Genomic DNA, 23,715 nt, shown 5'->3' with positions numbered 1-23,715 from the left:
GGAGAGACCGAGTCCGAAGTCGTCGACGATCGCATCTGTCCCGCCACGTAGGCGCACAGCGGAGGTGGTGACCATGTCCTCTGCAGACGGTCACTGGAACGAAGGCCCCGGGGCCTGGCGTACGACGCCCCGCCCCCGGGGGTGGAAGACCCTCCGGGCCCAAGCTCTGGAGCGCGACGGGCAGCAGTGCACCTGGGTCGAGGACGGCCAGCGCTGCGCCCAAGCTGGCACGGACGCCGACCACATCGGCGACCCCACCGACCACAGCCTGAGCAACCTGCGCACACTGTGCCGTTACCACCACCGCAAGCGCACCGCACTCCAAGCACGCGCAGCCCGCGGCGACACGCCCCCCAGGCGTCGACCGGCCGAAGCACATCCAGGGCTGATCACCAACGACAAGCCGAAGACCAAGCACACTCCGGACGACAAGCCAGGCTTCTGACCTGCGCGGTCGTCGCAGGGTGGGGGGTGACCCCCTCCGCCCGGTCCCACGGCCCACGGTGCGGCATAGCGCCCCAGGGTCTGTACGGGTTGTGAGGTTGTGAGGGGAGGTGGTCACCGTGGGTGCACGCGGCCCCGTGCCGAAGCGCACGGACCAGCGCAGGAGGCGCAACAAGGACGGCGGGCCCGTGGCCACTGCCCAGTCCGGGACCGCTGCCGAGCCGGAGCAGCCGTCGGCCGATGGCGACTGGCACCCGGCCGCTGCGCGCTGGTACGCCTCGCTCGCGGAGTCCGGGCAGTCCCGCTTCTACGAGCCGTCGGACTGGGCGCAGGCGTGGGTGTGGGCTGACCTGCTGTCGCGGCAGCTGTTCTCGGAGCGGCCGTCGGCGCAGATGGTTGCGGCGTGGTCGGCGGCGGCCACCGAGCTGTTGACGACGGAGGGCGCCCGGCGGCGGGCGCGGCTGGAGCTGGAGCGCGCGGGCTCCGCTGACGCCGATGAGGACGCTGCTGTGGCGGCGCTGGATGACTACCGGGCCCGGCTCTCCGGCTGATCGGCTCGTCACTCTCCCGGACGGTGTGCCCGCGCTCACGCTGGGCTGGGAGGTGGTCAAGTGGGCGTCGAAGTATCTGAAGCACCCGAACGGTCCGCGGGCTGGGCAGCGGTGGCAGTTCGTCGATAGCCAGGTGCGGTTCCTGCTGTGGTGGTACTCGGTCGACGCGGATGGGCACTGGCTGTTTCACCACGGGGTGCGGCGGTTGGCGAAGGGCTCGGGGAAGTCGCCGTTCGCTGCGCTGCTGGCGCTGGCTGAGCTGACCGCGCCGGTGCGGCTGCTCGACTTCGACCCGAGGGCGGCAGGTGGTTGTGTCGGCAAGTCGGTGGACATGCCGCTGGTGCAGATCGCGGCTACCGCGGAGAGCCAGACGGCGAACACGATGCGGATGGTGCGGGCGATGGCCCCGAAGGGCTCGCGTCTGGTGGCCGACTTCCAGCTGGATCCGGGCAAGACGCAGTACTACATGCTGCCGGAGGGGAAGCTGGAGGTCATCACCTCCAGCGCCACCGCGGCGGAGGGTGCCGAGGCCACGTTCATCGTCGGGGACGAGACGGAGCACTGGAAGCCCAACAACGGCGGCCCCGAGCTGGCCTCCACCCTGGAAGACAACCTGGCGAAGTCCGGCAGCCGCATGCTGGAGACGTCCAATGCGTGGGTGCCGGAGGAGGGCTCGGTCGCCGAGGCGTCGTGGGACGCCTGGGTCGCGCAGGAAGAGGGCCGGGTCCGCGCGGAGTCGCGCATCCTGTATGACGCGCGGGTGGCTCCGCCGGAGACCGACATGGCCGATCCGGAGTCGCTCGCGGCGGCGCTGGAGCACGTCTACGACGACTGCTGGTGGGCGGACCGGCGCGCCATCATGAACCGCATCTGGGACCCGCGCAGTGCGCCGGAGGACTCCCGGCGGAAGTACCTGAACCAGCCCACGGCAGCGGCGGATGCATGGCTGGCTGCGCACGAGTGGCCGGCCTGCGCCGACGCTTCGGTGGTCGTCGCGGACGGCGACGAGGTCGTGATGTTCTTCGACGGCTCCAAGTCCCGTGACGCCACCGCGTTGATCGGTTGCCGCGTGAGCGATGGGCACGTCTTCGAGATCGACACCTGGGAGCAGCCACTCGTCGACCCGACGCAGGACGGCGAGCCGGTGGCGTGGCAGGTGCCGGTGAACGAGGTCGATGCCGCGGTGGCGAGGGCGTTTCGCACCTGGCGGGTGGTGGCGTTCTTCGGCGACGTGAAGGAGTGGGAGTCCTATGTGCACACCACCTGGCCGGACCTGTACCGGGAGCAGCTGGTGCTGTGGGCGCAGGACTCCGGGCGGAATGCCTCGCCGATCGCGTGGGACATGCGCTCCCATGTGCGGGACTTCACCATGGCGGCGGAGGCCTGCCACACGGAGATCGTCGAACGGCAGTTCACGCACGACGGGGCGGCGGTCACCTCGCGGCATGTGGCGAACGCGCGGCGCCGTCCGAACCGGTACGGGGTGTCGATCGGCAAGGAGTCGCGCACGTCGCCGAAGAAGATCGACGCGGCGGTGTGTGTGATCGGGGCGCGGATGGTGCGCCGTCAGCTGCTGGTGTCCTCGCAGTGGGCGAAGTACAAGGCTGGGCCGAAGAAGCGGGCCGGCCGCGTCGTCGGATGGGGGTGAGCCGGTGACCTCCGAGGAGGCGATCGCCAACGCGGTACGGCTGCTGGAGGCCGCCGAGACCGAACTGAACCTGCCGCTGATGGAACGCCTTGAAGGCCTCGCCGACTCGTGGCTGGGCGTCGCCGCGCTGCTACGGGAGAGGGAGGGGGCCTGACATGGCGGAGCCGATGGATGCCCAGGAGTTGGGCAGGGTGCTGCCGTGGCTGCTGTCCGCGCGGCGCGCGGAGGCGGGGCGGATCTCCACGATCCGCGAGTACCTGAAGAACCGGGTCTGCGACATCTACGTGCCCAAGTCCGCGACCACGGAGTACAAGAAGCTCGTCGACCAGGCCCGCTTCAACATCCTGCCCCTCCTCGTCAGCTCGGTCGCGCAGGGCCTGTTCGTCGACGGCTACCGGCCCTCCGACACCGTCGACAACTCCCCGGTGTGGGAGGCCGTCTGGCAGCCCAACCGGATGGACGCCCGGCAGTCGGGTATCTACCGGGCCGCGTTGTCGTACGGGTACTCCTACGCCGTGGTACTGCCCGGTGACCCGGTACCGGTCATCACTCCGTATTCGCCGCGCCGCCTGACCGCTCTGTACGAGGACTCGATCAACGACGAGTGGCCGATGTACGCGGTCACCGTAGGTCTGCCACACCCGGTGATCGATGCGGAGAGCCCGACGACGATGGTGTCCACGGTCACCGTGTACGACGACACCCACACCTACACCACGGACGTGCCCGCAGCGATGGTGTACCCGCTGGCGAACGGCGAGTGGACCGATCCGCTGCCGATGGAAGGCATCACCATCAACACCGAGCAGGTCACCACGGCCGAGCACGGGCTCGGGGTGTGCCCCGTCGTCAGGTTCTGCGAGTCGTACGAGGACCTGGACGACGGGCCGACGGGCATCGTCGAGCCGATGCTGCCCGCCCAGCGGCAGCTGAACCAGACCACGTTCGGGCTGCTGATGACCCAGCAGTACGAGGCGTTCAAGCAGCGCTGGGTCACCGGTATGGCGATCGCCGAGGACGCCGACGGCAACCCCATCGAGCCGTGGAACGCCGCCGTCAACCGCGTCTGGCAGTCCGACAGCCCCGACACCAAGTTCGGCGAGTTCAGCCAGGCCGACCTCAACGGCTACCTCAACAGCCGGGACAAGACCCTGCTCTACATCGCCTCGGCGCGGCAGATCCCGCCGCACACCCTCGTCGTCGGCAACGCCGTCTCCAACGTCTCCGCCGAAGCCCTGGCCGCGCTGGAGGCCGGGCATCAGCTCGACATCGGCGAGCACAAGACCGCCTTCGGCGAGAGCATCGAGCAGATGCTGCGCCTCGCCGGGCTGGCGATGGATGATGAGGAGACTTGGCGGGACACGGCCGCTCAGGTCGTGTGGCGGGACACCACCCCGCGCTCGCTGGCCCAGGTCGCTGACGCACTGGGCAAGCTGGCCCAGCTCCTCGACGTGCCCCCGCGGGCCCTGTGGGAACGCATCCCGGGGGTGACGGAGACGGACATCAAGCGGTGGGAGATGCTCGCCGAGGACCGCGACGCCCTCGGCGACATCAGCCAACTGCTGGCCGCCCCGGCCGCCGGCGCCGACACACCGCCGGTACCCGGCACCGAGGACGACGGCGAGGGCGCTCCCGCCGAGGGAGCGCCGGAGGTTCCGGCAGCCGTTACGGTGCCTGGGGAAGAGGCGTAGCGGTGCCCGGCGTCGAGGCGCAGACCCTGACCCGCGAGTACCAGCAGCAAGTCCTCAACGTCGCCCAGCTCATCGCCCGCCGCCTGCGCATCACGGCGATGCGGGCAGACGTCGACGACATCGACGGCTGGTGGGACCAGGTTGCTCCGCAGGTGCAGGAGGAGATCCTCACCGGGCAGTCCGCGCTCGCCCGCCTCGCCCGCGGCTACCTCGCCCAGCACGCCCGCCTCGAAGGCGTCAGCCTCGTCGCCGCGGTCGTCGAGCCGGACCCCGAGCAGATCGCCACGTCCCTGCGGGTGTCGGGGCCGGTGGCGTTCAAGACGCACATGGCCGACTCCGGCTCCGAGACCGCCTCCGTGCGCACCATGGCCTCGCAGATGCAGGGTTCAGCCACGCGCCTGGTCCTCGAAGGTGACCGGCAGACCACGATGCAGACGTTCCAGGCCCGAGACGAAGTGGAGGGCTGGCGCAGGGTGGCGGGGCGTTCCTCGCCGTGTCCGTTCTGCCTGATGCTGATCGGCCGCGGCGCCGTCTACTCCAAGGCCACGGCCCGCTTCCAGTCGCACGACCGCTGCTCCTGCAAGCCCGAGCTGCTGTACCGGCGTGAGCCGGAACCGCCCGAGGTGCGCCGCCTGTCGGAGCAGTGGTCGCAGGCCACCGCCGGGCACTCCGGGAAGGCCGCGATCAAGGCGTGGCGCAGGTACGTCACCGGCCAGCGCGCCGGGCGCACCGAGTAAGAAGCTTCCGGGCCCGAGGCCCGGATACGGCGTACGGCCGCATGGCCGGCACCTGCTCAACTGGTCCATTCCGCCCGCCCGCAGTGCCGCATGGCCGGCCGGGCTATCCCGCACGGGAGAAGACGCATGAGTACACCTACGCCCCCCGAGCAGCCGCCGGGCACGCCACCGGAGGGCAGCCCGCCGCCTGCCGCCCCGGCACCGGCTCCGGCCGCTCCAGAACCGTCCGCACCGGCTGCACAGCCCGCGGAGCCGGACTGGAAGGCCGAGGCCCGCAAGTGGGAGCGCCTGGCCAAGACGAACAAGGACGCCGCCGAGAAGCTCGCCCAGCTCGAAGACTCCAAGAAGACCGAGACAGAGAAGCTGAGCGAGAAGCTCACCACAGCCGAGAAGCGCGCGGTGGAGGCGGAGTCGAAGGCGCTGCGCCTGGAGGTCGCCGCAGCCAAGGGGCTCACGCAAGCGCAGGCCAAGCGGCTCGTCGGCACCACGAAGGAGGAGCTGGAGGCGGACGCCGACGAGCTCCTGGCCTCCTTCGGCCCCGGCGACACCAGCGGCGGCAAGGGCAGCGGCTCGGGCAACAAGGGCCGTACACCGGTGCAGAAGCTGCAGCCCGGCGCGCTGCCCACTCCGCCCGAGCCGACGCTGGCCGAGCAGATCAAGGCCGCAGAGCAGGGCGGCAAGTGGGCCGAAGCCCGCCGCCTGAAGGCGCAGCGGCTGCTGCAGCTGCAGGAGAACAAGACCTGAACGAGGGCAGGCGACCGTATCGCGCTGCCCGATGGGAGGTAACCGATGCCAGGCATCACCGGGCAGGGCGACACGTTCGACCTGCCGAACTATGTGGGCGAGCTGTTCGCCGAGACCCCGACCGACACCCCGTTCCTGTCCGCGATCGGCGGACTGTCCGGCGGGATGCAGGTCACCGCGACACTGTTCCAGTGGCAGGGCTACGACCTGCGCGCGGCCGCGGACGACCGGCAGCGCCTGGAAGGGGCGAACGCGCCGACGGCGGAGGCCCGCACCAGGTTCAACGTGACCAACGTGCTGGAGATCCACCAGGAGGCGCTGGAGATCTCCTACACCAAGCAGGCCGCCACCGGGCAGTTCAACTCCACCGGCTCCAACCACCCCGGCAGCGTGGGCATCTCGGGGGCGAACCCGGTGACGAACGAGGTGGACTGGCAGACCCGCCAGCACCTGATCCAGATCGCCCGGGACGTCGAGCAGTCCTTCCTGACGGGCACGTTCCAGAACCCGGCGGACAACCTCACTCCGCGCAAGACCCGCGGCATCCTCGCCGCGATCACCACGAACGTCGTCGACGCGGCCGGGGCCGAGCTCGACTCCGACAACGGCGGCGCGGAGGAGCCCGGCTATCTGCTGCTCGATCTGCTGCAGTCGGTGTGGGCCAACGGCGGGATCATGGTCTCCGAGACCGCGACGATCATGTGCAACGCCTACCAGAAGCGGAAGCTGACGAAGGCGTTCATCACCGACCGGAACTATCAGGAGATGTCCCGCGAGGTCGGCGGTGTGTCCGTGACGACGATCGAGACGGACTTCGGCCGGCTGAACATCATGCTCAACCGGTACATGCCCACCGACGAGGTCGCCGTCGTCTCGCTGGAGGAGTGCGCGCCGGCGTTCATGCTCGTGCCCGGCAAGGGGTTCCTGTTCGTCGAGCCGCTGGCCCGGCAGGGCTCCGCCGAGCGGTACCAGGTCTATGGGGAGATCGGCCTGAAGTACGGCAACGAGAAGGCCCACGGCAAGATCATCAACCTGGCTGACGGAACCGGGTCCTGATGGGGCGGCGTGCGGCCGTGACGGTGGGCCGGTCGCACACCGTCAAACGCTACGCAGATGCGCAGGCGGCGGCCGCCGAGGCGGCCTGGTACCGGCGGCTGCCGTGGGCCGCGCCGCGGCTGCTCAACGTCGACGGCCCCGTTCTGGTGCTGCAGACGCTCCCCACGGCGCGGTCGCTGCCCGGATGGCGGCCTGCCGCGGCGCTGTGGGAGCTGCTGGCCGCTGTGCACGCCGAGGGGGTGCACCACCGGGACGTGCACGTCGGGAACATCGTCCAGGCCAACGACGGCAGCCCGCTGCTGATCGATTGGGAGACCGGCCTGTGGCAGCCGTCCGCGCTGTCGTACGACCTGCACGGACCGCACGCGTCCGGGATCGCGGTACCCGACATTCACACCGGGCTGACGCCTCAGTGGTGGGGCTCGCCGCAGGCCGCATCGATCGGAAGGAGATGGGGGAATGCCGGAGTACCAGCCCAGGTGGGTGGGCGGCCGGGAGGTCGGCGAGGGCATCCGCAAGGCCGCCCCCCGCTATGAGGCGATCGCCGCCGAGCTGACCGGGCACACGGGGTTCAGCGTGCTGGACCTGGGCGCCTACAACGCGTACTTCAGTCTGCGGCTGGCCGAGGACTTCGACGCGAGGTGCACGGCGGTGGACGACTACCGGGGCCTGCCCTCGGCGTTGGCGCAGGCCGCCGACAGCCGGGTGACCGGGATCTACCGGCGGCTCACTCCGGAGTCGCTGGCAGGGCTCGGCGACTTCGATGTGATCTTGTGCCTGAGCGTGCTGCACCACGTGCCGTGGTGGCGCGCCATGCTGGAGATGATCAGCGAGCAGGGCCGGGTGCTGTTCATCGAGACCGCCACCGCGAACGAGGTGCTGCCCAAAGCCCGCGCGCACTGCCCGGAGATCCCCGCCGCTGTAGAGGATCTAGCAGGGCGGATCATCTGCCGCTCCCACGGCTACAAGTCGAAGAAGCAGCGGCCCTTGCGCGTGGTCGGCTCGCTGGGATGAGCCGGTGGACATCGGCGTCGTCACCACCGTGTGGGGCCCCTACAGCGCCTACCTTCCCGACTGGGTGCGCTCGGTCGCCGCACAGACCCACCCGCCGGCCGCGGTCACGATCCTCGACGCGGGCGCCGAGGACCTCGCGCCGGCCCGGGCGGCGCTGGCCGCGTCCGGCCTGGACTGGCAGATCGTCACCGCCCCCTACCAGGGCATGGGCGCGGCGAGAAACGCGGCAGTGGCGGCCACCCCCGTGCCGTGGGTGATGCACCTGGACGCGGACGATGTGCTGCTGCCGCACGCCCTGGCCGACACCGCTGCGTTGGCGGACCGGGCGGACGTGGTGGCGATGGGCATGTGGCGCGAGGGCCGCGAGCACCTCTTCCCCCAGGTGTCGGCGCGGCAGGTGCTGCGGGGCCGGCAGGGCTGCTACTCCTGCGCGCCGTTCCGCCGAGTCTTGTGGCAACGGCGGCCGTGGATCACAGCGAACGACTGGATCGACAGCGCGTTCTGGGTGGGCCTGGCTCACCTGGGGGCCCGGTTCGCGCCCACGAGGCGGGCAGGGGCGGTCTACCGGCAGCACAACGGGTCGTACTCGCGGTCGATGTCGGCGGCGGACAGGGCCGCGGCCCGCTCGCAGTGGCGCAGGCTGTGCAGGGGGTGGGAGCCGTGAGCGTGTCGGTGGTCATTCCGTGGCGGGGCGGCTGCCCTCACCGAGAGGCGGCCCTTGAGTGGGTGGCGGGGCGGTGGCGCGCCAGCGGTCACACGCCCCTTGTGGCCAAGGCCCCGCCGGGGCCGTGGTGCAAGGCCGCAGCCGTCTCGGCCGCCCTGCCGCAGGCTGTCGGCGATGTGCTGGTGGTGGCCGATGCGGATGTGTGGTGCGACGGCGTGCCCCAGGCCGTCAAGGCCGTGGAGGACGGCGCGCCGTGGGCGATCCCGCACGGCCAGGTGCACCGGCTCACCGAAGCAGCCACCACGGCCGTGCTGGGCGGCGGACCGCTGGACGGGCCCACGGTGCAGCGCCCGTACACAGGCTTCGCCGGAGGCGGCATCGCCGTCCTGCCGCGCGCCACGTACGAAGACGTCCCGCTGGATGCCCGGTTCGCCGGTTGGGGGCAGGAGGACGAGGCATGGGCCCTCGCGCTTCTCTGCCTGGCCGGCAGACCCTGGCGCGGCCGCGCTCGGCTGTGGCACCTGTGGCATCCGCCGCAGGTGCGCACCAGCCGCCGATGGGGCTCCCAGGCGAGCAGGGCGCTGTGGCAGCGCTACCACGCCGCGCGGGCCGACCCGCAGGCGATGCGGACGCTGCTCGACGAGATGCCCAAGGAGGTGACCGATGCCGGATCTGGCGGACGTTGAGGATCTGGTGGCCCGGCTGGGCCGGGTCCTGACCGAGGACGAGCAGGCCCGCGCCGCGGCGCTGCTGGCCGACGCCAGTGCGCTGGTGCGGGACTTCACCCGGCAGGAATTCACGACCGTGGCGGGCGACGTGATCGTGCTGCGGCCGGTCGGGGCGCTGCTGCGGCTGCCGCAGCGCCCGGTGACCGCAGTCACCGCGGTGGAGGCCGTGCTGGGCGACGGCACCTCCACCGCGGCGCTGTCGGGCTGGACGTGGGACGGACGGGACAAGGTCGACCTGACGCAGGCCACCTGGACCACACCGCCCGCACCGGGGGCGTCTCCGTGGCCGAACACCTACCGAGTGACCTACGACCACGGGGACGCAGACGTGCCGCCGGGGGTGGTGGCGGTGGTGTGCGCCATGGTGCTGCGTACGCTGCTGTCCCCGTCGATGACGGCCGGGATGGTGGCCGAGCGGATCGGCTCGTACAACTACCAGCTCCAGCAGGGCTCCGGCGCCGCGGGGGCGACGGTGGTGATGACGGCGGCGGACGAGAAGGCGCTCGCCCGCTGGGGCCCGCGCCGTGCGGGCACGATCCAGGTGGCGGCGGGATGACGCCGGCCGTTCCGGGGCGGCTGCTGCCGCACGCCGTCACCGTCGTCACCCCGGCGACGACGACCGACTCCTACGGCAACACCGTCTACGACTACGGGCCGGCCGCCACGCGCGTGAGCGTGGCGGCGTGGATGCAGCAGGACCAGCGCATCCAGGTCACCGCCCAGGGAGCGGACCCGCTGCAGCAGCGGTGGCTGATGGTCACCAACCACAGTCCGGTCGACCGCCGTGCGCGCATCGAGTGGACCGGCCCGACCGGCCTGCTGGTCTTCGAACTGGACGGGCCTCCGGGCCCCTTCTACAACCCGCTCGCGATGGCTACGGCCGGGTCGAGCGGGCCGCATCACACGGAACTGACCCTCAAGATCGTGGACGGGTGATGGCATGGCGCGCGCCGTTGAGCGTTTCCAGATCAGCTCCCGCGGGGCCGACAAGCTCCTGAAGTCCGACGGCGTCCGGGCGGACCTTCAGCGCCGCGCCCAGGCGATCGTCGACTGGGCCGGGCCGTACTTCGAGCAGGCCCTCGCCGACTCACACGCCCCGGAGCCGGTGCGGATGGTCGCCGACTCCTACATCGGCCGCACCCGCGCCGGCGCGACCGCGATCGCCGTGCATCCCGGGTCACTGCGCGTCGAGCAGGAGCACGCGTACTTCCGCGGCGCGATGAGCGCGGCCGCCGAGTAGCCAAAGGAGGGGGCGTATGCAGAACGGGCCGGGCGGGCCGGACGCCAAGTTCCGCGTCCGCTGGAAGCAGTGGGCAGGCTGGAGCGACTGGACCGAGGCCATCGACGCGCCCCGCATGGCCGAGGGCTGCCTCATCGTCAAAACCTCCCCTGCCCGGGTGGTGTGGATCCCCGTGCACACCATCTGCGGGCCGATCGAGATCGAGGGCATCTGATGTCCTTCCCCGACGCCAACGCCCTGCTCATCGCCTACATCACCCCGCTGCACGCCCCGGTCGCGGTAGTCTCCCGCGTCCCCGACCCGCGCCCTCAGCAGCTCATCCAGGTTCGCCGAGTGGGCGGATCGGCCGCGCCGCCGGTGCGTGACAGCGCCCGCCTCGACATCTGGACGTGGGCGCCCACCGACGCCGATGCCATGGCCCTGGCCCTGACGGTGCGCTCCGAAGTCTGGAAGCTGGCGGGCACCACGCTGCTGGGGCCGGTCTGCTACCGGGTGCAGGAGTTCCTAGCGCCCCGCCTGGCCGACGATCCGGTGACCAACAGCCCGCGGGCGTGGGCGACCTACCAGCTCGACCTGCGGGCTGAGGACGTCATCAGCCCCGCACCGCCCAGCCCCTGACCCCTTGTTCTCCCGGTGATGTCCGCGCGCCCGGGTGACCCCTGTGCTTTCACCGTGAGGAGATCACCATGGCCCTGGACGCCGCAGAAGTCCGCGTAGCGATCACCGGGGAGCTGTTCTCGGCCCCCCGCGGCACCACCGCCCCCACCGACGCCAGCTCTGCCCTGGACGCCGCGTTCGTCGGGCACGGCTACGTGTCCGAGGACGGCGTGACCGAGAACTGGGACGACAGCGTTGACAACATCATTGCCTGGCAGAACGCCACCACCGTGCGGGCCGCCCGCACCGAGTCGACGCTGACGCTCGCCTGCTCGCTGATCCAGACCCGCGGCTCGAACCTGGAGCTGTTCTACCCGGGCTCGCAGGTGGAGGCGAACCTCACCGAGTGGAAGATCGACGTCAAGCCCGCCACCAGCGACCCTCGCTCGTTCGTACTGAACGTCGTCGACGGCTCCGACATCATCCGCATCTACATCGGCAACGGCGAGCTGACCGAACGCGGCGAGGTGCCGTACCAGTCCGGCGACGCCGTCATGTACCCGGTGACGATCACCGCCTACCCGGATGACAACGGCAACCTCATGCAGAAGTTCTCCAACAGCTCGGCGTGGGGCGAGGACATCGGGTCCTGAGCCAACAGACCGCCTCGGGGGCATCTCGCGCGGAGTGCCCCCGAGGCGCCCCAGCCGTCCGCGCACCACCGTCAAGGAGATCCGCGCATGGCCTTCGACGCCCGCAAGATCGCAGACACGCAGAACACCGAACCGTTCGTGTTCATCGGCCTCGACGGCGACGAGTACGAACTGCCCAACGTCAACACCCTCACCGGCGAACAGGCCCGCCGCTTCCGCCAGGGCGACGAGTCCGTCCTCGAGGAAATCGCCGACCCCGACACCATGGACGCCATCGACGAGATGCCCGTCGGCGTGCAGGCCGAACTCTCCCGCGCGTGGGTGGAGCACGGGGGCCAGCCGGGAAAAGCGGCCTCGCGGTCGCCGCGTCGACGCGAGCCCGCGAGGCGCTCGCAGTCGACCTCATCCTCCGCGGCTCGCCGCAGGAGGTCGACGCGCTCACGGTAGGGCGCATCTCGGCCCTGCATGAGGCGCTGCGGCACGACCCTGCAAGCGTGACGGCCCAGGTGTTCGGCGGCGACGGCCACACCCGTGAGCAGCACCTGCTGTATCTGGCTGTGGACGAGTTGCGGCAGGCGAACTGGCAGCGCTCCAAAGACGGAACCAAGGGCCGCAACCGGCCCAAGCCGCTCAGCCCGCTGGCGCGCCGGCCGGGCAAGCGCACCGGCCGCACCGATCTGCAGCCTGCACAGGTACAGCAGCTCCTGGCCGGGCTCGGCCCCGCTCCCACAACCGCATAGGAGGGGTCGCCGTGGCTGAAGAGGTCGGCGTCGCGTTCGTACGCCTCGTCCCGTCGATGCGGGGGTTCGGGCCGGAGGCCAGCAGGGCGCTGAACGACGCCACCGCCCAGCCCGCGGCCGCTGCGGGCCAGGAGGCAGGCGGCCGGTTCGGCGACGCGTTCAAGACCGCGCTGCTCGGCGCCGGGCTGCTGGCGGGTGCGGCGCTGGTCGGCGGGATCGGCGAGGCGCTCGACCAGGGCCGCATCACGGCGAAGATGGGCGCGCAGCTCGGCGCGACCACATCCGAGGCGAAGCGGTACGGGCAGATCGCCGGGCAGCTGTTCGCCGCCGGGGTGACGGCGAACTTCCAGGAAGCCGCCGACGCGGTCCGCGCCACGATGGCGGCCGGGCTGCTGCCGCCGGACGCGACGAACGCCCAGATCAACAGCATCGCGACCAACGTCGCCGACCTGGCGTCTACCTTCGACCTCGAGCTCGGCCAGACAGCTGCTGCTGTCGGGCAGCTGATGAAGAACGGCATGGCCCCCGACGCCAAGGCCGCGCTCGACCTGGTGGCCGCAGGGCTGTCCGGCACCGACGCCCGCGCCGACGACGCCCTGGACACGATCACCGAGTACGGCACGATCTTCAAGACCGTCGGCGTCAGCGGCCAGACCGCGATGGGCCTGATCCGTCAGGGGCTGCAGGCCGGGGCCCGCGACACGGACAAGATCGCCGACGCGGTCAAGGAGTTCTCTCTCAAGGCCACCGAGGACAGCGAGGCGGTCCAGGACGCGTTCAAGGACCTGGGCCTGTCCGGGAAGGAGATCGGCGCAGACGTGGCCGCGGGCGGCACTCGCGCGGAGAACGCCATCGGCACCGTCCTGGACAAGCTGCGGGAAATGCCCGCCACCACGGCCCGGGCGAACGTCATCAAGGAGCTCTTCGGCGGCCCGGGCGAGGACCTCGGCGCGTCCCTCTTCGCCCTCAACGTCGACAAGGCGCGCGCCTCGATGGACGGCGCGTCCGGCTCCGCCGACGCCCTGGGCGACGGTCTGCGCGACAACGCCGGCGCACGGCTGACCGAGTTCAAGAACGGGCTGCAGCAGGCGTTCGTCGAGGTGCTGGGGAACAAGGTCATCCCGGTCCTGGAGGACTTCGCCTCGTGGGCGCGGGACAACCCAAACGTCGTCAAGGGCATCGCGGTGGCGATCGCCGGTGTGCTGGTGCCCGCGCTGGTGCTGATGGCGGTCAACGCCACGGTGGCGGCCGCGACCACCGTGACGGCCTGGGTGACTGCCGGTGCGGCGGCTGTATCCAGCGCCGGTACGCAGACGGCCGCGGGAGCTCGGGTCGCCGGGGCGTGGGTGCTGATGGCCGGGCGGGCGCTGGTGCAGGCGGGGCGGATGGCCGCCTCGTGGTTCATCGCGATGGGCCCGATCGGCTGGGTGATCGGCGCGATCATCGCTCTCGGCCTGCTGATCTTCGCAAACTGGGACAAGATCAAGAAGTGGACCGGCCAAGCCTGGGATTGGGTCTGGAGCAAGATCCAGAGCGTCGGCAAGGCCATCCTCGGCTTCATCCTCGGCATGCCACTGGTCCGGTTCTTCCTGCAGCACTGGGACCGCATCCGCTCCGGCACAGCGTCCAAAGTCCTCGGCTTCATCTCCTGGGTCCGCGGCATCCCCGGTCGCATCCTGAGGGCGATCGGCTCCCTGCGCAGCCTGCTCTACAACAAGGGCATGGACCTGATCTCCGGCCTGTGGAACGGCATCAAGTCCATGGGCGGCTGGCTCAAGAGCAAGCTGATCAGCTTCGCCCGCAGCAAGATCCCCGGCCCCATCGCCAAAGCCCTCGGCATCGCCTCGCCGTCCAAGGTGATGGCCCGCGAGATCGGCCGCTGGATCCCCGCAGGCATCCAGCAGGGCATCGAATCCGGCACCGCCGACGTCTCCGCCTCCACCCAGCTGGCCGCCGCGGTCATGCTGCCCGGCCACGCCGGACAAACGCCCCGCACCGCACCCGCAGCCGGCACGACCGTCGTCATCGACGGCACCGCCATGCCACGCGCCCTGCTGCAGTGGCTGCGCCATTCCGTCCGCATCGACGGCCAAGGCAGCGTGCAGACGCTCCTCGGCCAGCCACGAAAGGGGTGACCATGGCCGACTTCCCCCAGGGGAGGCTGCCGATCCGCGTCGAAATGGCATTCGGCGCGGATCCGGACTCCGACCCCGCCGACTGGACCTGGGCAGACGTCTCCGACGACGTCCACCAGCAGCAGATCCAGATCACCCGCGGCCGCGCGGATGAGTCCGGCCAGGCGCAGCCGACGTCCATGTCCCTGGAACTGGACAACCCCCACGGCAACTACACCCCCGACAACCCCCTCTCCGTGCACTACCCCAACGTGCTCCTGGGCACCCCCTGCCGCGCATCAGTCGAGGCCGGACGCCCGTACCTGGCGCTGCCCGGCGGCCCGGACCGGGCCAGCACCCCCGACCACGCCAGCCTGGACATCACCGGCGACATCGACGTCCGCATCGAGGTCGCCCTCGACGACTGGTCCTCAAGCGATGTGGAACTCGCCTCGAAGTACAAGACCACGGGGAATCAGCGGTCCTGGCTGCTGCTCTACGGGCAGGTTGACCGCGATCTGACCTTCCGCTGGTCCAGCGACGGCGCCGGCAATCTGCAGTTCTCCTCCACGGAGCCCGTGCCCGCACCGACGTCCGGGAGGATCGCACTGCGCTCCACCCTGGATGTGTCTGCCGGTGTCATCACCCACTACACCGCCCCCACCCTCGATGGGCCCTGGACGCAGCTCGGCGCGCCCAGCACGCCCGCCGGGGCCACATCCATCTACAGCAGCACCACCCCTGTCGAGATCGGCGACGCATCAAGCCTGGTATTCAACTCTCCATCGGGGAAGGTGTACCGGTTCGAGCTGCGCGACGGCATCGACGGCACGATCGTGGCTGCCCCGGACTTCACCGCTCAGACATCCGGCACCACGTCGTTCGATGACTCGGCGGGCCGCACGTGGACTCTCGCCGGAGACGCGGAGATCACCAGGTGGCAGCGCCGCTTCTTCGGCACCGTCGACGAGTGGGCCCCCACCTGGCCCTACGGCGACCTCTCCGACAAGGACACCGGGTACGAGGGCGAAGCCCGCGTGGCGATCACCGCATCCGGCATCCTGCGGCGCCTGGGCCAGGGGCCGCAGGCGCTGCAGTCGGCGCTGCGGCGCGAACTGGAGAACCCCACACGCACGGGCATCGTCGCCTACTGGCCGTGCGAGGACGACTCGGGTGCCACTCAGATCGCGTCCGCGATCGCCGGGCATCCCCCCATGTCCGTGTCCGGCGAACCCGATCTCTCCTCCTTCAGCGGATGGCTCGGCTCAGACGACCTCCCCGTCATGAAGACCGGCACGTTCTCCGGCGATGTCCCGACCTACACCGTCACCGGCGAGACGGCGCTGCGGTCGTATGTCCACATCCCGTCCGGCGGCGTGTCGAGTGACCAGGTCCTCGTGGAGCTGCTCACCACCGGCACCGCAAGGCGATGGACCATCACGCTGAAGACTGACGGCGATCTGGCCGTCGGCGCCTTCGACGGCGAAGGGACGAGTGTTCTCACCTTCACCGTCAACTTCAACGCAAACGACAGCCTTCGGTCCATCGTCCTGGAACTCACCCAGAGCGGGAACGACGTCGACTGGCGCATCATTGCGGAGAACTACGACGGTGTCGCCGACATCAACACTCTGGTCCCGGGCCCGGTGTGGTCGGACACCCTCGCGGGGCACACCGTAGGACGCATCGTCCAAGTGCGCATCGGCCCTGGCGGCAGCCTCGAAGACGTGTCGGTGGGCCACATCGTCCTAGCCAATGCCTTGGCCGCCTTCTCAAACACTTTGCGCGCCGCGATCGGCTGGACCGGGGAACGCTCCGGTCACCGCATCCTGCGCTTGTGCGCTGAAGAGGGCATCCCCGCAACCCTGGCAGGCACCGACGGGGCCACTGAGCGCATCGGCTCGCAGGAGTCTGAAACTCTGCTGGCACTCCTCCAGAAAGCTGCCGACGTTGACGGCGGCATTCTGGGCGAGCAGCGGGCACAGAGCGGGCTGCGGTACCGCACCCGCGAGTCGCTGTACAACCAGACCCCGGCACTTGTGGTGGACGCGGGCGAGAACGAGTTGACCAATCCGTTCGAACCGATCCTGGATGATCAGCGGGCGCGGAACGACGTCACAGTGACGCGTGAGGGCGGCTCGTCGGCGCGGGTTGTAGATGACACGTCGGTCGCCCGGCTTGGGCTGCGCCCCGAGGAAATCCGCCTCAACGCGGCCACCGATGAGCAGCTGCGCGGGCTGGCCGCGTGGCGGGTGCACTTGGGCACGTGGCCCGGCATGCGGTACCCGACCGTCAGCGCCGAGCTGGCGATTGCGCCGCAGCTGATCGAATCGTGGCTGGACGTCGACAGCGGCAGCCGCGTACAGGTCGTCAACCTGCCGCCCCAGCACCCGACAGACACCGTAGACCTGCTGCTGCAGGGCTATGCGGAGGTCCTGTCCCCGACGCGCTGGACCGTGCGGGCGAACTGCACCCCCGCCGGCCCGTACACCGTCGCCGTGGTCGATGACGATTCCTTCGTGCTGGACACGGCCGGCCCCGTGCTGGCCTCCGCGGTCACGGCGTCGGATACGACGATGTATGTGGCCACCACGGCCGGCCCGCGCTGGGTCGACTCAGCGACGTACCCGGCCGATTTCCCGATCGATCTGCGCGTCGGCGGGGAGGTCGTGCGGGCGACGGCCGTGGGTGCCCCGGGCGCGGTGCCGATGGTGGGGGACGGGGACGCCTCCACCACGGCCGCCACGGACCATGTCGCGCCGTCCGTGTCGGCGCCGGGGGGCGCGGATCTGCTGGTGTGCGCGTGGATTCCGTGGGACGGCCCCTCCGACGTCTACACCATCCCGGGGAGCATGTCGGAGCAGGCGCAGACCGCCGGCACATGGTCGCGGTTCGCCGACGCCACGGAGGTGCTGTCCGGCTCGGGGGCGACGGGGACGCGGACGGCGACGCGGACGGTGTCGCACGCCTGGGCCGCGGTCTCGATCGTGGCCTCGGGGGCGCCGGGCACGACACCGGTCCTCGAGGAGCACCTCGACGGCGTGGACGGGGCGTCGGGGCAGGTGACGCTCACGTCCGCGGCCGGGACGCAGGAGGGTTGGTGGCTGCTGGCGTTGCACGGCTGGGACAACAGCGGCTCGGGCCTGCCGCCGGGGCCGGATGGTGAGGGCTGGCAGCTGGTGGCGAGCAGCTCGCTGGTGCATGCGGATGCGCCGGGCATCGTCGCCTACGCGCGGCGGGTCGAGACGGCGGGCGCCCAGCAGGTCGACTTCCCCGGCGGGGCCCCGGACGACAACCAGGCCCGCCTGTATGTGCTGTCCGGGGTGACGGATCTGACGGGGCAGGCCATGACGGTCACCCGTTCCGTCAACGGCATTAGCAAACCGCACGCTGCGGGCGCAGGCGTCGCGCTCGCCCATCCGGTCGTCATCCCCCTATAGGAGGCAGTCTCGTGACGTATGTGCCGTTCCTGGCAGGGCAGCGGGCGACCGCTGACCTGCTCAACACCCGCCTCATCGAGGTGATCCTTGACTGGACTGATCTGGCGTCGCTGGGCAGCTACAGCGGCAACGGCTCCGCCGGCTCACCCTCGCCGCAGATGCGGAAACTCAAGGTGATGGGCACAGAGTTGTGGGAGCTCAAGGGCCGCATCAACACCACCGGCATCACCGCGGCGACGACCACCACGCTGTTCACATTCAACGTCGGGCACAGGGTGTCCGCTGAGCGCGGGTTCACGACCTTCGCCTCGAACACCGGCCACCACGGCGCGCGCCTCGGGTTCCAGACGTCCGGTGCGCTGACGGTGTCGGTGCCGTCCGCCGCCGGGTCGAGCATGTCGTTTGTGCTGCTGGACGGCGCGTCGATCTACGACCCCGTCTGACCCGCCCCGCCCCGTATATCGCTGCCCCGGACCGCTGACGGCTCCGGGGTTTTCTGCTGCCCGAAGGAGAGGCTCATGCAGTTTGTCCCCCGGTCGGAGTGGGGCGCGCCCGCGTCGTCTCCGGCCGCCTCCATCGCCTCCACCCGCGGGGTGAAAATCCACTACCTCGGCACCGTGTACAGCTCCCGCGAGCACGCGCGGTGCGCCGACTACGTGCGCAGTATCCGCGCCTCCCACCTGGCCAACACCCGCGAGGGCTATGTGGACATCGCGTACAACGCGGTGGTGTGCGAGCACGGTGCCGTGTTCGAGGGCCGCGGGGCGCACAAGCGGTCAGGCGCGAACGGCACCCGAGCACTGAATGAGCAGCACTATGCGGTGATGGCGCTGCTCGGCAGCTCCGGACTCACCGAGCCGCCGGAGGCGATGCTGCACGGGCTGCGGGATGCGATCGAGTGGCTGCGCCGCGACGGCGCTGCGGGCGATGAGGTCCTGGGCCACCGCGACGGGCACCCGACGGCCTGCCCGGGCGAGCCGCTGTACGCGTGGGTGCAGGCCGGTGCGCCGCGGCCGGGCGGGGACCAGCCGCAGGCAGGGCGCGGCGACGAGGTCGAGCCCACGCCGCAGGTGGCCCGCTACCAGACCACCATCAACGGGCTCGCCTACGGGTACGGGGCCCGCGGCGACCACGTCACCCAGGTCGGCCGGGCGCTGGTCGCGAAGGGCCTCGGCGAGCACTACCGCGTGGGCCCGGGCCCGGTGTGGTCGGACGCGGACACCCGGAACTACGCCTCCTGGCAGCGCAGCCTGGGCTACTCGGGGGCGGATGCCGACGGCGTGCCCGGAGAGACCTCCCTGCGCCGCCTGCTGGGCACGCTGCCGTCGGCGCGGCCGACAGTGGATCTGTCCCGCCTCGTCGCGGCGGCCCGCCAGGACCCGCCCAAGAGCGGCGCCCCCGTGTCGTACAGCGGCGTGGAGACGGTGGAGGCGGCGCTCGTCGCCGAAGGCCTCCTCCCGCGCCGCTACGCCGACGGGCACTTCGGCACCGCCACCATCCGCGCCTACGCCGCATGGCAGCGCCGCTGCGGCTACACCGGCCAGGCCGCCGACGGCATCCCCGGCCGCGACTCCCTCACCCGCCTCGGCCAGCGCCACAACTTCGACGTCACCCCCTGAATCCAGAAAGGGACATCTCATGGCTGCTTTCCCGTCTTCGGACACCGTCATCAAGACCGCCGGCACCTATGCCCGCGACCTCGCCGAGCGCGTGCTGGCCACGTTCCTGCAGGCGTTCCTCGCAGGCGTGGTCGTCACCCAGCCGCTGGACGCCTCCATGTGGTACGCCGCCCTGTCCGGAGGTGTGGGCGCGACGCTCGCTCTGGTGAAGGGGCTGATCGCCCGCGTCCGCGACGTCACCAACTCGGCGTCCCTGGCCAAGGGGGTGTAGATGAGCGCCTCGGAGCCGTCGGTGGCGCTGGAGCTGGAACGGCTCCGAGGCGCAGTGGACACCGGCTTCGCCAAGCTCAACGGCCGCCTCGATGTGGCGCTGCAGCGCACCTCGCAGACCGAGACTGACATCGAGGAGCTGAAGCAGGAAGTCGAGGCGCTGAAGCGGGCCCGCTGGCCGCTGCCGTCGCTGGCTGCGGTCACGGGCCTGGCAGCGATCGGGCTGACGCTGTACGAGATCTCCGCACGCTGAAAGGGGGTGGGCTGATGGCGATCCCTGCAGGTGTGGAGACCGTGACGGTGGGCACGGGTGGGGTGCCGCTCACGTTGCCGGACGGCACCCCGATCCGCGGCAGCCTGCGGTTTGCTGCGCCGGATCTGGTGACCGTGGCGGAGGACGACTACGCCCTCGGCGGCGCGGTCACCGTGGAGCTGGTGGGCGGGGAGTTCTCGGTGGTCCTGGTGGCCACGGACGCCACCGGCATCAGCCCCACGGGCTGGACATACACGGTCGAAGCGAGGCTCACGAACGCACCCGGCTGGACCCGGTACATCGAACTGCCCGCGGACACCCCGAGCGTGGTGCTGGCGGACGTGCTGATCACCGACCCGGTGAGCGGCGCCCACGACACGCTGGTGGTCGAGAAGACCCGCACCGCGGTCAAGACCGCGGACCAATCGGTGACCTCGTCCATCGCCGTGGTCGACGACGACCACCTCACGCTCACCGTCGAGGCCAACAGCGTGTATGCGTTCGACACCTACCTGGACGCCGAGGGCGACACCGCCGGGGACCTGCGGATGACGTTCACCGGCCCCGCGGGCGCGACGGGCTCCTGGACACCGGGCGGGATCTCCCTCGGGAACGTCAACAACATCGGCTCCCTGAAACGGTCCCGCAACGGGCTCGGTGCGGAGGACAGTGTCGGCATCCTCCCCGCGGGCACGATCGTCACCCCCTCCGGGCGGATCACCACCGGCGGGACCGCGGGCGCGCTCACACTCAGGTGGGCGCAGGACACCCCCTCGGCCACCCCCACCAGGCTGCTCGCGGGCTCATGGCTGCGGGTCACCAAGCTGGCCTGACACCCCCGGCCGCTGTCACTGCCGGCCTCTACGCTGTGCCTCATCTATCCGCGTCTTCTGGCTGCTGACGCTACAGGCCCCCTGCACCGGCTACGGCCGGGCGCAGGGGGCCCTTTCGTCATGCCTGCATGCTTCCGACGCATCAGTCCGAGCCTGCAGGATGCGCAGACTGGATGAGCTGACGAAGAGCTCCGTAGTAAACCTCGTGGTCCACCACCGCCGGGATGATGGTGGAGATGTACCCGTTGAGAACGGGAAACTCCTCTGGGTCGAGCGCCGCAAGGGCGGCTCGGGTCACGGATTGCGCAGCTTTCGGGTCGCGGTGATCCACAAAGCTCGCGCTGCCGAGGGTGAGCAGATACATGCGCCGGTACGCGACGATCGCTTCCTCAGGGGTCATTCCTGCCGCGAGGCTGTCGGCGAGCTGTGGCTCCACCAGGCGTTTGAGTAGCTGAGGGCCAAGCCATGGACGGGGCCCACGCAGCACGACGAGGCCGGGGTGGCCTGTCAGGAGGTCGTAGAGGGCGCGGAATCGGCACTCGGTGGCGGTCGCCCAGTCAGTGCCCGCGGGGATTTCGGGCATCTGGCCTGCGAGGTGGTCGGTGCACATGTCGAGCAGCCCGGCCATGTCGGTGCAGCGGCGCTGCAGTGTGGCATGCGGGATCTCAAGGCGAGCAGCCAGGGAACGAAAGCTGAGAGCCTCGGGGCCTTGCTGATCAACGATCAGAAGCGCGGTCTCGGCGATGAGTTCGGGAGTTGTCGGAACGGATTGCCTAGGCATGTGAGTCAGCGTACGGTACACCGTATCGACCACGGTAGGTATCTCTCTCCTCACTCGGAGGCGGCATGCTCCGCGCCACGCTCGATCCCCTCTTCACAGCCACATCAGCTCCCTCATTCACAGAGCGGCACCTCGCCCGGCTCGCGTCCGGCTCACTCGCCGCCGCCCGCGTCCCAGGATCCCTCAGCCCCGCCACGTGCGAAGCCGCCATGGCCGCACTCGACCGGCTTCCCACCGCCGACTACGACCCCCGCCGGGTACCGACGCGGATTGTACGGTTCGGCCCGGCTCTCAACGACTACCGACAGCAGAACGGCACCCTGGACGCCGACCGGTACTGGGCGGACGCCGACGCCGCCCGGGCCGCCTGGCAGCAGGCGGGGATGCGCCCGGACCCCATCGCGGTATCCCTCGCGCGCCTGGGCTCGGCATGGGGCGCGGCAGTCATCCCCGCCACCATCGGCGGACGCCCGGTGTTCGGCGGCACCCTGCGGGAGATCAACGTCGGAGCGCTGATCCACTACGACGACATCAACCGTGAGTTCCCAAACGGGCTCTTCGACCAGGAGATCGTGGCCCAGCTGGCCTTCAACGTCTGGGTGGCGGTCCCTGCCAGCGGAGGGGCCACCACCATCTGGCGGCACCGCTGGGAGCCGGCCGACGAGCGGCACAGCGACGCCTACGGCTATCAGCCGGAGGCCGTCACACACTGCCAGCGCATCAGCATCACCCCGGAACTCGGCGACGCCCTGCTGTTCAACCCGGCCAACTTCCACGCCGTGGAGCCCTCACCCGTCGGGCGGCGCATCGCGTTCGCCTTCTTCCTCGGCCTGACCACCACGGGCCAGCTCATCGCCTGGTCCTGACCACCCCTCCACAGGAGCACACCGTGCACCAGCTCACCTACACCGACATCAAAGCTGCACACGAACGCATCGTGGACCAGATCCGCCCCGTCTCCCTTGCCCGCACCGACCCCGGGGCGATCCCCACAGCCTTCTGCGACCCGATCGAGGAACGCGACCCCGACCCCTGCGAGGTCTGGCTGGCGCTGGAGTTCATGCAGCACACCGGGTCCTTCAAGGCCCGCGGGGCGCAGAACTTCCTTCAGGCTCACCGTGAGGCGGGCACCCTGCCGGAGGCCGGGGTGACGATCGCGTCCGGGGGGAACGCCGGGCTGGCGTGTGCGTGGGCCGCGCGGCAGCAGGGGGTGCGGGCCACCGTGTTCCTGCCCGAGNTCTGGCTGGCGCTGGAGTTCATGCAGCACACCGGGTCCTTCAAGGCCCGCGGGGCGCAGAACTTCCTTCAGGCTCACCGTGAGGCGGGCACCCTGCCGGAGGCCGGGGTGACGATCGCGTCCGGGGGGAACGCCGGGCTGGCGTGTGCGTGGGCCGCGCGGCAGCAGGGGGTGCGGGCCACCGTGTTCCTGCCCGAGACCGCGCCGCGCGTCAAGGTCGCCAAGCTGCGTGCGTACGGCGCGGACGTCCGCCTCGTCGGCGTCGAGTACGCGGAGGCCGCGAGCGCCTGCGCCGACTTCGCCGCCGACAGCGGGGCGCTTTCCTCCCACGCCTACGACCACCCGCTCATCGCGGCCGGAGCCGGGACCCTCCTGGAGGAGATCCGCCGGCAGATCCCCGGGCTCGACACGGTCGTCGTCGCGGTCGGAGGCGGCGGCCTGTTCGCCGGAGTGGCCACGGCCGCCCTGCACCACGGCATCCGCACCGTCGCGGTCGAGCCGGAGAACTGCCGCGCCCTGAACGCCGCCGTCGAGGCCGGTCGTCTCGTCGACGTCACCCCGGACTCCGTCGCGGCCGACTCCCTCGGCGCACGCCGCGCCTCGGCTGCGGCACTGCACGCAGCCCAGCAGGACCGGGTGCACTCCGTGACCGTGCCGGACG

Annotated in this window: 30 protein-coding genes; 29 read left to right on the top strand and 1 reads right to left on the bottom strand. The window is 70.8% G+C overall.

Translation table 11 applies throughout. The features are described 5' to 3' along the window. Positions 1 to 73 precede the first annotated feature (73 nt). The 27 genes from QCN29_RS26860 (at position 74) to QCN29_RS26730 (ending at position 21,036) form a co-directional block, all read left to right on the top strand. Positions 74 to 445: an HNH endonuclease gene (locus QCN29_RS26860; protein WP_279931376.1), complete on the top strand. Its 372-nt coding sequence runs from the start codon at positions 74 to 76 to the stop codon at positions 443 to 445. Positions 446 to 563: 118 nt separating this feature from the next. After that, a complete protein-coding gene (locus QCN29_RS26855) occupies positions 564 to 995 on the top strand; it encodes a phage terminase small subunit (protein WP_279931374.1) in 432 nt (143 codons plus the stop codon). Continuing rightward, positions 940 to 2,643 carry a terminase gene (locus QCN29_RS26850; RefSeq protein WP_279931373.1) on the top strand — a complete coding sequence of 568 codons (1,704 nt, stop codon included), beginning with the start codon at positions 940 to 942 and terminating at the stop codon, positions 2,641 to 2,643. Before QCN29_RS26855 ends, QCN29_RS26850 begins: the two co-directional genes overlap by 56 nt. Before the next feature lie 4 nt (positions 2,644 to 2,647). Further along, a complete protein-coding gene (locus QCN29_RS26845; RefSeq protein WP_279931371.1) occupies positions 2,648 to 2,797 on the top strand; it encodes a hypothetical protein in 150 nt (49 codons plus the stop codon). 1 nt (position 2,798) lies between these two features. Then, a complete protein-coding gene (locus tag QCN29_RS26840; RefSeq protein WP_279931369.1) occupies positions 2,799 to 4,334 on the top strand; it encodes a phage portal protein in 1,536 nt (511 codons plus the stop codon). Between the two features lie 2 nt (positions 4,335 to 4,336). Next, positions 4,337 to 5,071: a VG15 protein gene (locus tag QCN29_RS26835; RefSeq protein ID WP_279931368.1), complete on the top strand. Its 735-nt coding sequence runs from the start codon at positions 4,337 to 4,339 to the stop codon at positions 5,069 to 5,071. 126 nt (positions 5,072 to 5,197) lie between these two features. Then, the gene (locus tag QCN29_RS26830) at positions 5,198 to 5,815 is read left to right on the top strand and encodes a hypothetical protein (protein WP_279931367.1); all 618 of its coding nucleotides are present in this window, start codon (positions 5,198 to 5,200) and stop codon (positions 5,813 to 5,815) included. 45 nt (positions 5,816 to 5,860) lie between these two features. After that, positions 5,861 to 6,871 (top strand): SU10 major capsid protein, encoded by a 1,011-nt coding sequence (locus QCN29_RS26825; protein WP_279931366.1) that lies wholly within the window; start codon positions 5,861 to 5,863, stop codon positions 6,869 to 6,871. Continuing rightward, the gene (locus tag QCN29_RS26820; RefSeq protein WP_279931365.1) at positions 6,871 to 7,407 is read left to right on the top strand and encodes a phosphotransferase; all 537 of its coding nucleotides are present in this window, start codon (positions 6,871 to 6,873) and stop codon (positions 7,405 to 7,407) included. The genes QCN29_RS26825 and QCN29_RS26820 overlap by 1 nt, the downstream gene beginning before the upstream one ends. Beyond that, the gene (locus QCN29_RS26815) at positions 7,331 to 7,885 is read left to right on the top strand and encodes a class I SAM-dependent methyltransferase (protein ID WP_279931363.1); all 555 of its coding nucleotides are present in this window, start codon (positions 7,331 to 7,333) and stop codon (positions 7,883 to 7,885) included. Before QCN29_RS26820 ends, QCN29_RS26815 begins: the two co-directional genes overlap by 77 nt. Before the next feature lie 4 nt (positions 7,886 to 7,889). Next, complete coding sequence (locus QCN29_RS26810) at positions 7,890 to 8,549, top strand: glycosyltransferase (RefSeq protein ID WP_279931362.1); 660 nt, start codon at positions 7,890 to 7,892, stop codon at positions 8,547 to 8,549. Positions 8,550 to 8,650: 101 nt separating this feature from the next. Continuing rightward, a complete protein-coding gene (locus tag QCN29_RS26805) occupies positions 8,651 to 9,235 on the top strand; it encodes a hypothetical protein (protein ID WP_279931361.1) in 585 nt (194 codons plus the stop codon). Continuing rightward, positions 9,213 to 9,833, top strand: a complete 621-nt coding sequence (locus QCN29_RS26800) for a hypothetical protein (protein WP_279931359.1) — start codon at positions 9,213 to 9,215, stop codon at positions 9,831 to 9,833. The genes QCN29_RS26805 and QCN29_RS26800 overlap by 23 nt, the downstream gene beginning before the upstream one ends. Then, complete coding sequence (locus QCN29_RS26795) at positions 9,830 to 10,213, top strand: hypothetical protein (RefSeq protein WP_279931358.1); 384 nt, start codon at positions 9,830 to 9,832, stop codon at positions 10,211 to 10,213. Before QCN29_RS26800 ends, QCN29_RS26795 begins: the two co-directional genes overlap by 4 nt. Before the next feature lie 4 nt (positions 10,214 to 10,217). Next, the gene (locus QCN29_RS26790; RefSeq protein ID WP_279931356.1) at positions 10,218 to 10,517 is read left to right on the top strand and encodes a hypothetical protein; all 300 of its coding nucleotides are present in this window, start codon (positions 10,218 to 10,220) and stop codon (positions 10,515 to 10,517) included. Positions 10,518 to 10,533: 16 nt separating this feature from the next. Beyond that, entirely contained in the window at positions 10,534 to 10,731 is a 198-nt protein-coding gene (locus QCN29_RS26785; protein WP_279931355.1) for a hypothetical protein, read from the top strand. Continuing rightward, positions 10,731 to 11,135, top strand: a complete 405-nt coding sequence (locus QCN29_RS26780; protein WP_279931354.1) for a hypothetical protein — start codon at positions 10,731 to 10,733, stop codon at positions 11,133 to 11,135. Before QCN29_RS26785 ends, QCN29_RS26780 begins: the two co-directional genes overlap by 1 nt. Before the next feature lie 68 nt (positions 11,136 to 11,203). Then, complete coding sequence (locus tag QCN29_RS26775) at positions 11,204 to 11,767, top strand: phage tail tube protein (protein WP_279931352.1); 564 nt, start codon at positions 11,204 to 11,206, stop codon at positions 11,765 to 11,767. Between the two features lie 87 nt (positions 11,768 to 11,854). Beyond that, on the top strand, positions 11,855 to 12,214 hold the full coding sequence (locus QCN29_RS26770) for a hypothetical protein (protein ID WP_279931351.1): 360 nt from the start codon (positions 11,855 to 11,857) through the stop codon (positions 12,212 to 12,214). 47 nt (positions 12,215 to 12,261) lie between these two features. Further along, positions 12,262 to 12,507, top strand: coding sequence for a DUF5361 domain-containing protein (locus QCN29_RS26765; RefSeq protein WP_279931350.1), 246 nt, complete (start codon positions 12,262 to 12,264; stop codon positions 12,505 to 12,507). A gap of 11 nt (positions 12,508 to 12,518) precedes the next feature. Next, positions 12,519 to 14,642, top strand: coding sequence for a phage tail tape measure protein (locus tag QCN29_RS26760; RefSeq protein ID WP_279931349.1), 2,124 nt, complete (start codon positions 12,519 to 12,521; stop codon positions 14,640 to 14,642). Between the two features lie 2 nt (positions 14,643 to 14,644). Then, positions 14,645 to 18,061 (top strand): hypothetical protein, encoded by a 3,417-nt coding sequence (locus QCN29_RS26755; protein ID WP_279931348.1) that lies wholly within the window; start codon positions 14,645 to 14,647, stop codon positions 18,059 to 18,061. Between the two features lie 11 nt (positions 18,062 to 18,072). Next, complete coding sequence (locus tag QCN29_RS26750) at positions 18,073 to 18,504, top strand: hypothetical protein (RefSeq protein WP_279931346.1); 432 nt, start codon at positions 18,073 to 18,075, stop codon at positions 18,502 to 18,504. 75 nt (positions 18,505 to 18,579) lie between these two features. Continuing rightward, complete coding sequence (locus QCN29_RS26745; protein WP_279931345.1) at positions 18,580 to 19,680, top strand: peptidoglycan-binding protein; 1,101 nt, start codon at positions 18,580 to 18,582, stop codon at positions 19,678 to 19,680. A 19-nt stretch (positions 19,681 to 19,699) separates the two neighbouring features. Further along, on the top strand, positions 19,700 to 19,951 hold the full coding sequence (locus QCN29_RS26740; protein ID WP_279931344.1) for a hypothetical protein: 252 nt from the start codon (positions 19,700 to 19,702) through the stop codon (positions 19,949 to 19,951). Continuing rightward, the gene (locus QCN29_RS26735; protein WP_279931342.1) at positions 19,952 to 20,203 is read left to right on the top strand and encodes a hypothetical protein; all 252 of its coding nucleotides are present in this window, start codon (positions 19,952 to 19,954) and stop codon (positions 20,201 to 20,203) included. It abuts the gene before it with no gap. Between the two features lie 14 nt (positions 20,204 to 20,217). Continuing rightward, complete coding sequence (locus QCN29_RS26730; RefSeq protein WP_279931341.1) at positions 20,218 to 21,036, top strand: hypothetical protein; 819 nt, start codon at positions 20,218 to 20,220, stop codon at positions 21,034 to 21,036. 142 nt (positions 21,037 to 21,178) lie between these two features. Here QCN29_RS26730 and QCN29_RS26725 read toward each other — a convergent pair whose 3' ends face one another. Beyond that, positions 21,179 to 21,850 (bottom strand): TetR/AcrR family transcriptional regulator, encoded by a 672-nt coding sequence (locus QCN29_RS26725; RefSeq protein ID WP_318036744.1) that lies wholly within the window; start codon positions 21,848 to 21,850, stop codon positions 21,179 to 21,181. A 176-nt stretch (positions 21,851 to 22,026) separates the two neighbouring features. Between QCN29_RS26725 and QCN29_RS26720 the strand changes: the two genes are divergently transcribed. Together QCN29_RS26720 and QCN29_RS26715 are read left to right on the top strand one after the other, a co-directional pair. Beyond that, positions 22,027 to 22,683, top strand: a complete 657-nt coding sequence (locus QCN29_RS26720) for a phytanoyl-CoA dioxygenase family protein (RefSeq protein WP_279931340.1) — start codon at positions 22,027 to 22,029, stop codon at positions 22,681 to 22,683. Positions 22,684 to 22,877: 194 nt separating this feature from the next. Beyond that, on the top strand, positions 22,878 to 23,715 hold an 838-nt coding region (locus tag QCN29_RS26715), incomplete at its 3' end, for a pyridoxal-phosphate dependent enzyme (protein WP_450170103.1).

Origin of the sequence: Streptomyces chengmaiensis (genome assembly GCF_029846775.1) — a bacterium.
GTDB classification, from domain to species: domain Bacteria; phylum Actinomycetota; class Actinomycetes; order Streptomycetales; family Streptomycetaceae; genus Streptomyces; species Streptomyces chengmaiensis.
Note: the sequence above shows the minus strand (reverse complement) of the source record. Positions and strands in the feature narration are given on the sequence as shown.

Excerpts from the sequence above, each read along its gene's own strand:
- QCN29_RS26795 (WP_279931358.1), top strand. The coding sequence starts at position 9,830 with ATGACGCCGGCCGTTCCGGGGCGGCTGCTGCCGCACGCCGTCACCGTC.
- QCN29_RS26820 (WP_279931365.1), top strand. The coding sequence starts at position 6,871 with ATGGGGCGGCGTGCGGCCGTGACGGTGGGCCGGTCGCACACCGTCAAA.
- QCN29_RS26775 (WP_279931352.1), top strand. The coding sequence starts at position 11,204 with ATGGCCCTGGACGCCGCAGAAGTCCGCGTAGCGATCACCGGGGAGCTG.
- QCN29_RS26815 (WP_279931363.1), top strand. The coding sequence starts at position 7,331 with ATGCCGGAGTACCAGCCCAGGTGGGTGGGCGGCCGGGAGGTCGGCGAG.
- QCN29_RS26720 (WP_279931340.1), top strand. The coding sequence starts at position 22,027 with ATGGCCGCACTCGACCGGCTTCCCACCGCCGACTACGACCCCCGCCGG.
- QCN29_RS26785 (WP_279931355.1), top strand. The coding sequence starts at position 10,534 with ATGCAGAACGGGCCGGGCGGGCCGGACGCCAAGTTCCGCGTCCGCTGG.
- QCN29_RS26740 (WP_279931344.1), top strand. The coding sequence starts at position 19,700 with ATGGCTGCTTTCCCGTCTTCGGACACCGTCATCAAGACCGCCGGCACC.
- QCN29_RS26825 (WP_279931366.1), top strand. The coding sequence starts at position 5,861 with ATGCCAGGCATCACCGGGCAGGGCGACACGTTCGACCTGCCGAACTAT.
- QCN29_RS26840 (WP_279931369.1), top strand. The coding sequence starts at position 2,799 with ATGGCGGAGCCGATGGATGCCCAGGAGTTGGGCAGGGTGCTGCCGTGG.
- QCN29_RS26850 (WP_279931373.1), top strand. The coding sequence starts at position 940 with ATGAGGACGCTGCTGTGGCGGCGCTGGATGACTACCGGGCCCGGCTCT.
- QCN29_RS26780 (WP_279931354.1), top strand. The coding sequence starts at position 10,731 with ATGTCCTTCCCCGACGCCAACGCCCTGCTCATCGCCTACATCACCCCG.
- QCN29_RS26790 (WP_279931356.1), top strand. The coding sequence starts at position 10,218 with ATGGCGCGCGCCGTTGAGCGTTTCCAGATCAGCTCCCGCGGGGCCGAC.
- QCN29_RS26770 (WP_279931351.1), top strand. The coding sequence starts at position 11,855 with ATGGCCTTCGACGCCCGCAAGATCGCAGACACGCAGAACACCGAACCG.
- QCN29_RS26860 (WP_279931376.1), top strand. The coding sequence starts at position 74 with ATGTCCTCTGCAGACGGTCACTGGAACGAAGGCCCCGGGGCCTGGCGT.
- QCN29_RS26830 (WP_279931367.1), top strand. The coding sequence starts at position 5,198 with ATGAGTACACCTACGCCCCCCGAGCAGCCGCCGGGCACGCCACCGGAG.
- QCN29_RS26735 (WP_279931342.1), top strand. The coding sequence starts at position 19,952 with ATGAGCGCCTCGGAGCCGTCGGTGGCGCTGGAGCTGGAACGGCTCCGA.
- QCN29_RS26800 (WP_279931359.1), top strand. The coding sequence starts at position 9,213 with ATGCCGGATCTGGCGGACGTTGAGGATCTGGTGGCCCGGCTGGGCCGG.
- QCN29_RS26745 (WP_279931345.1), top strand. The coding sequence starts at position 18,580 with ATGCAGTTTGTCCCCCGGTCGGAGTGGGGCGCGCCCGCGTCGTCTCCG.
- QCN29_RS26730 (WP_279931341.1), top strand. The coding sequence starts at position 20,218 with ATGGCGATCCCTGCAGGTGTGGAGACCGTGACGGTGGGCACGGGTGGG.
- QCN29_RS26755 (WP_279931348.1), top strand. The coding sequence starts at position 14,645 with ATGGCCGACTTCCCCCAGGGGAGGCTGCCGATCCGCGTCGAAATGGCA.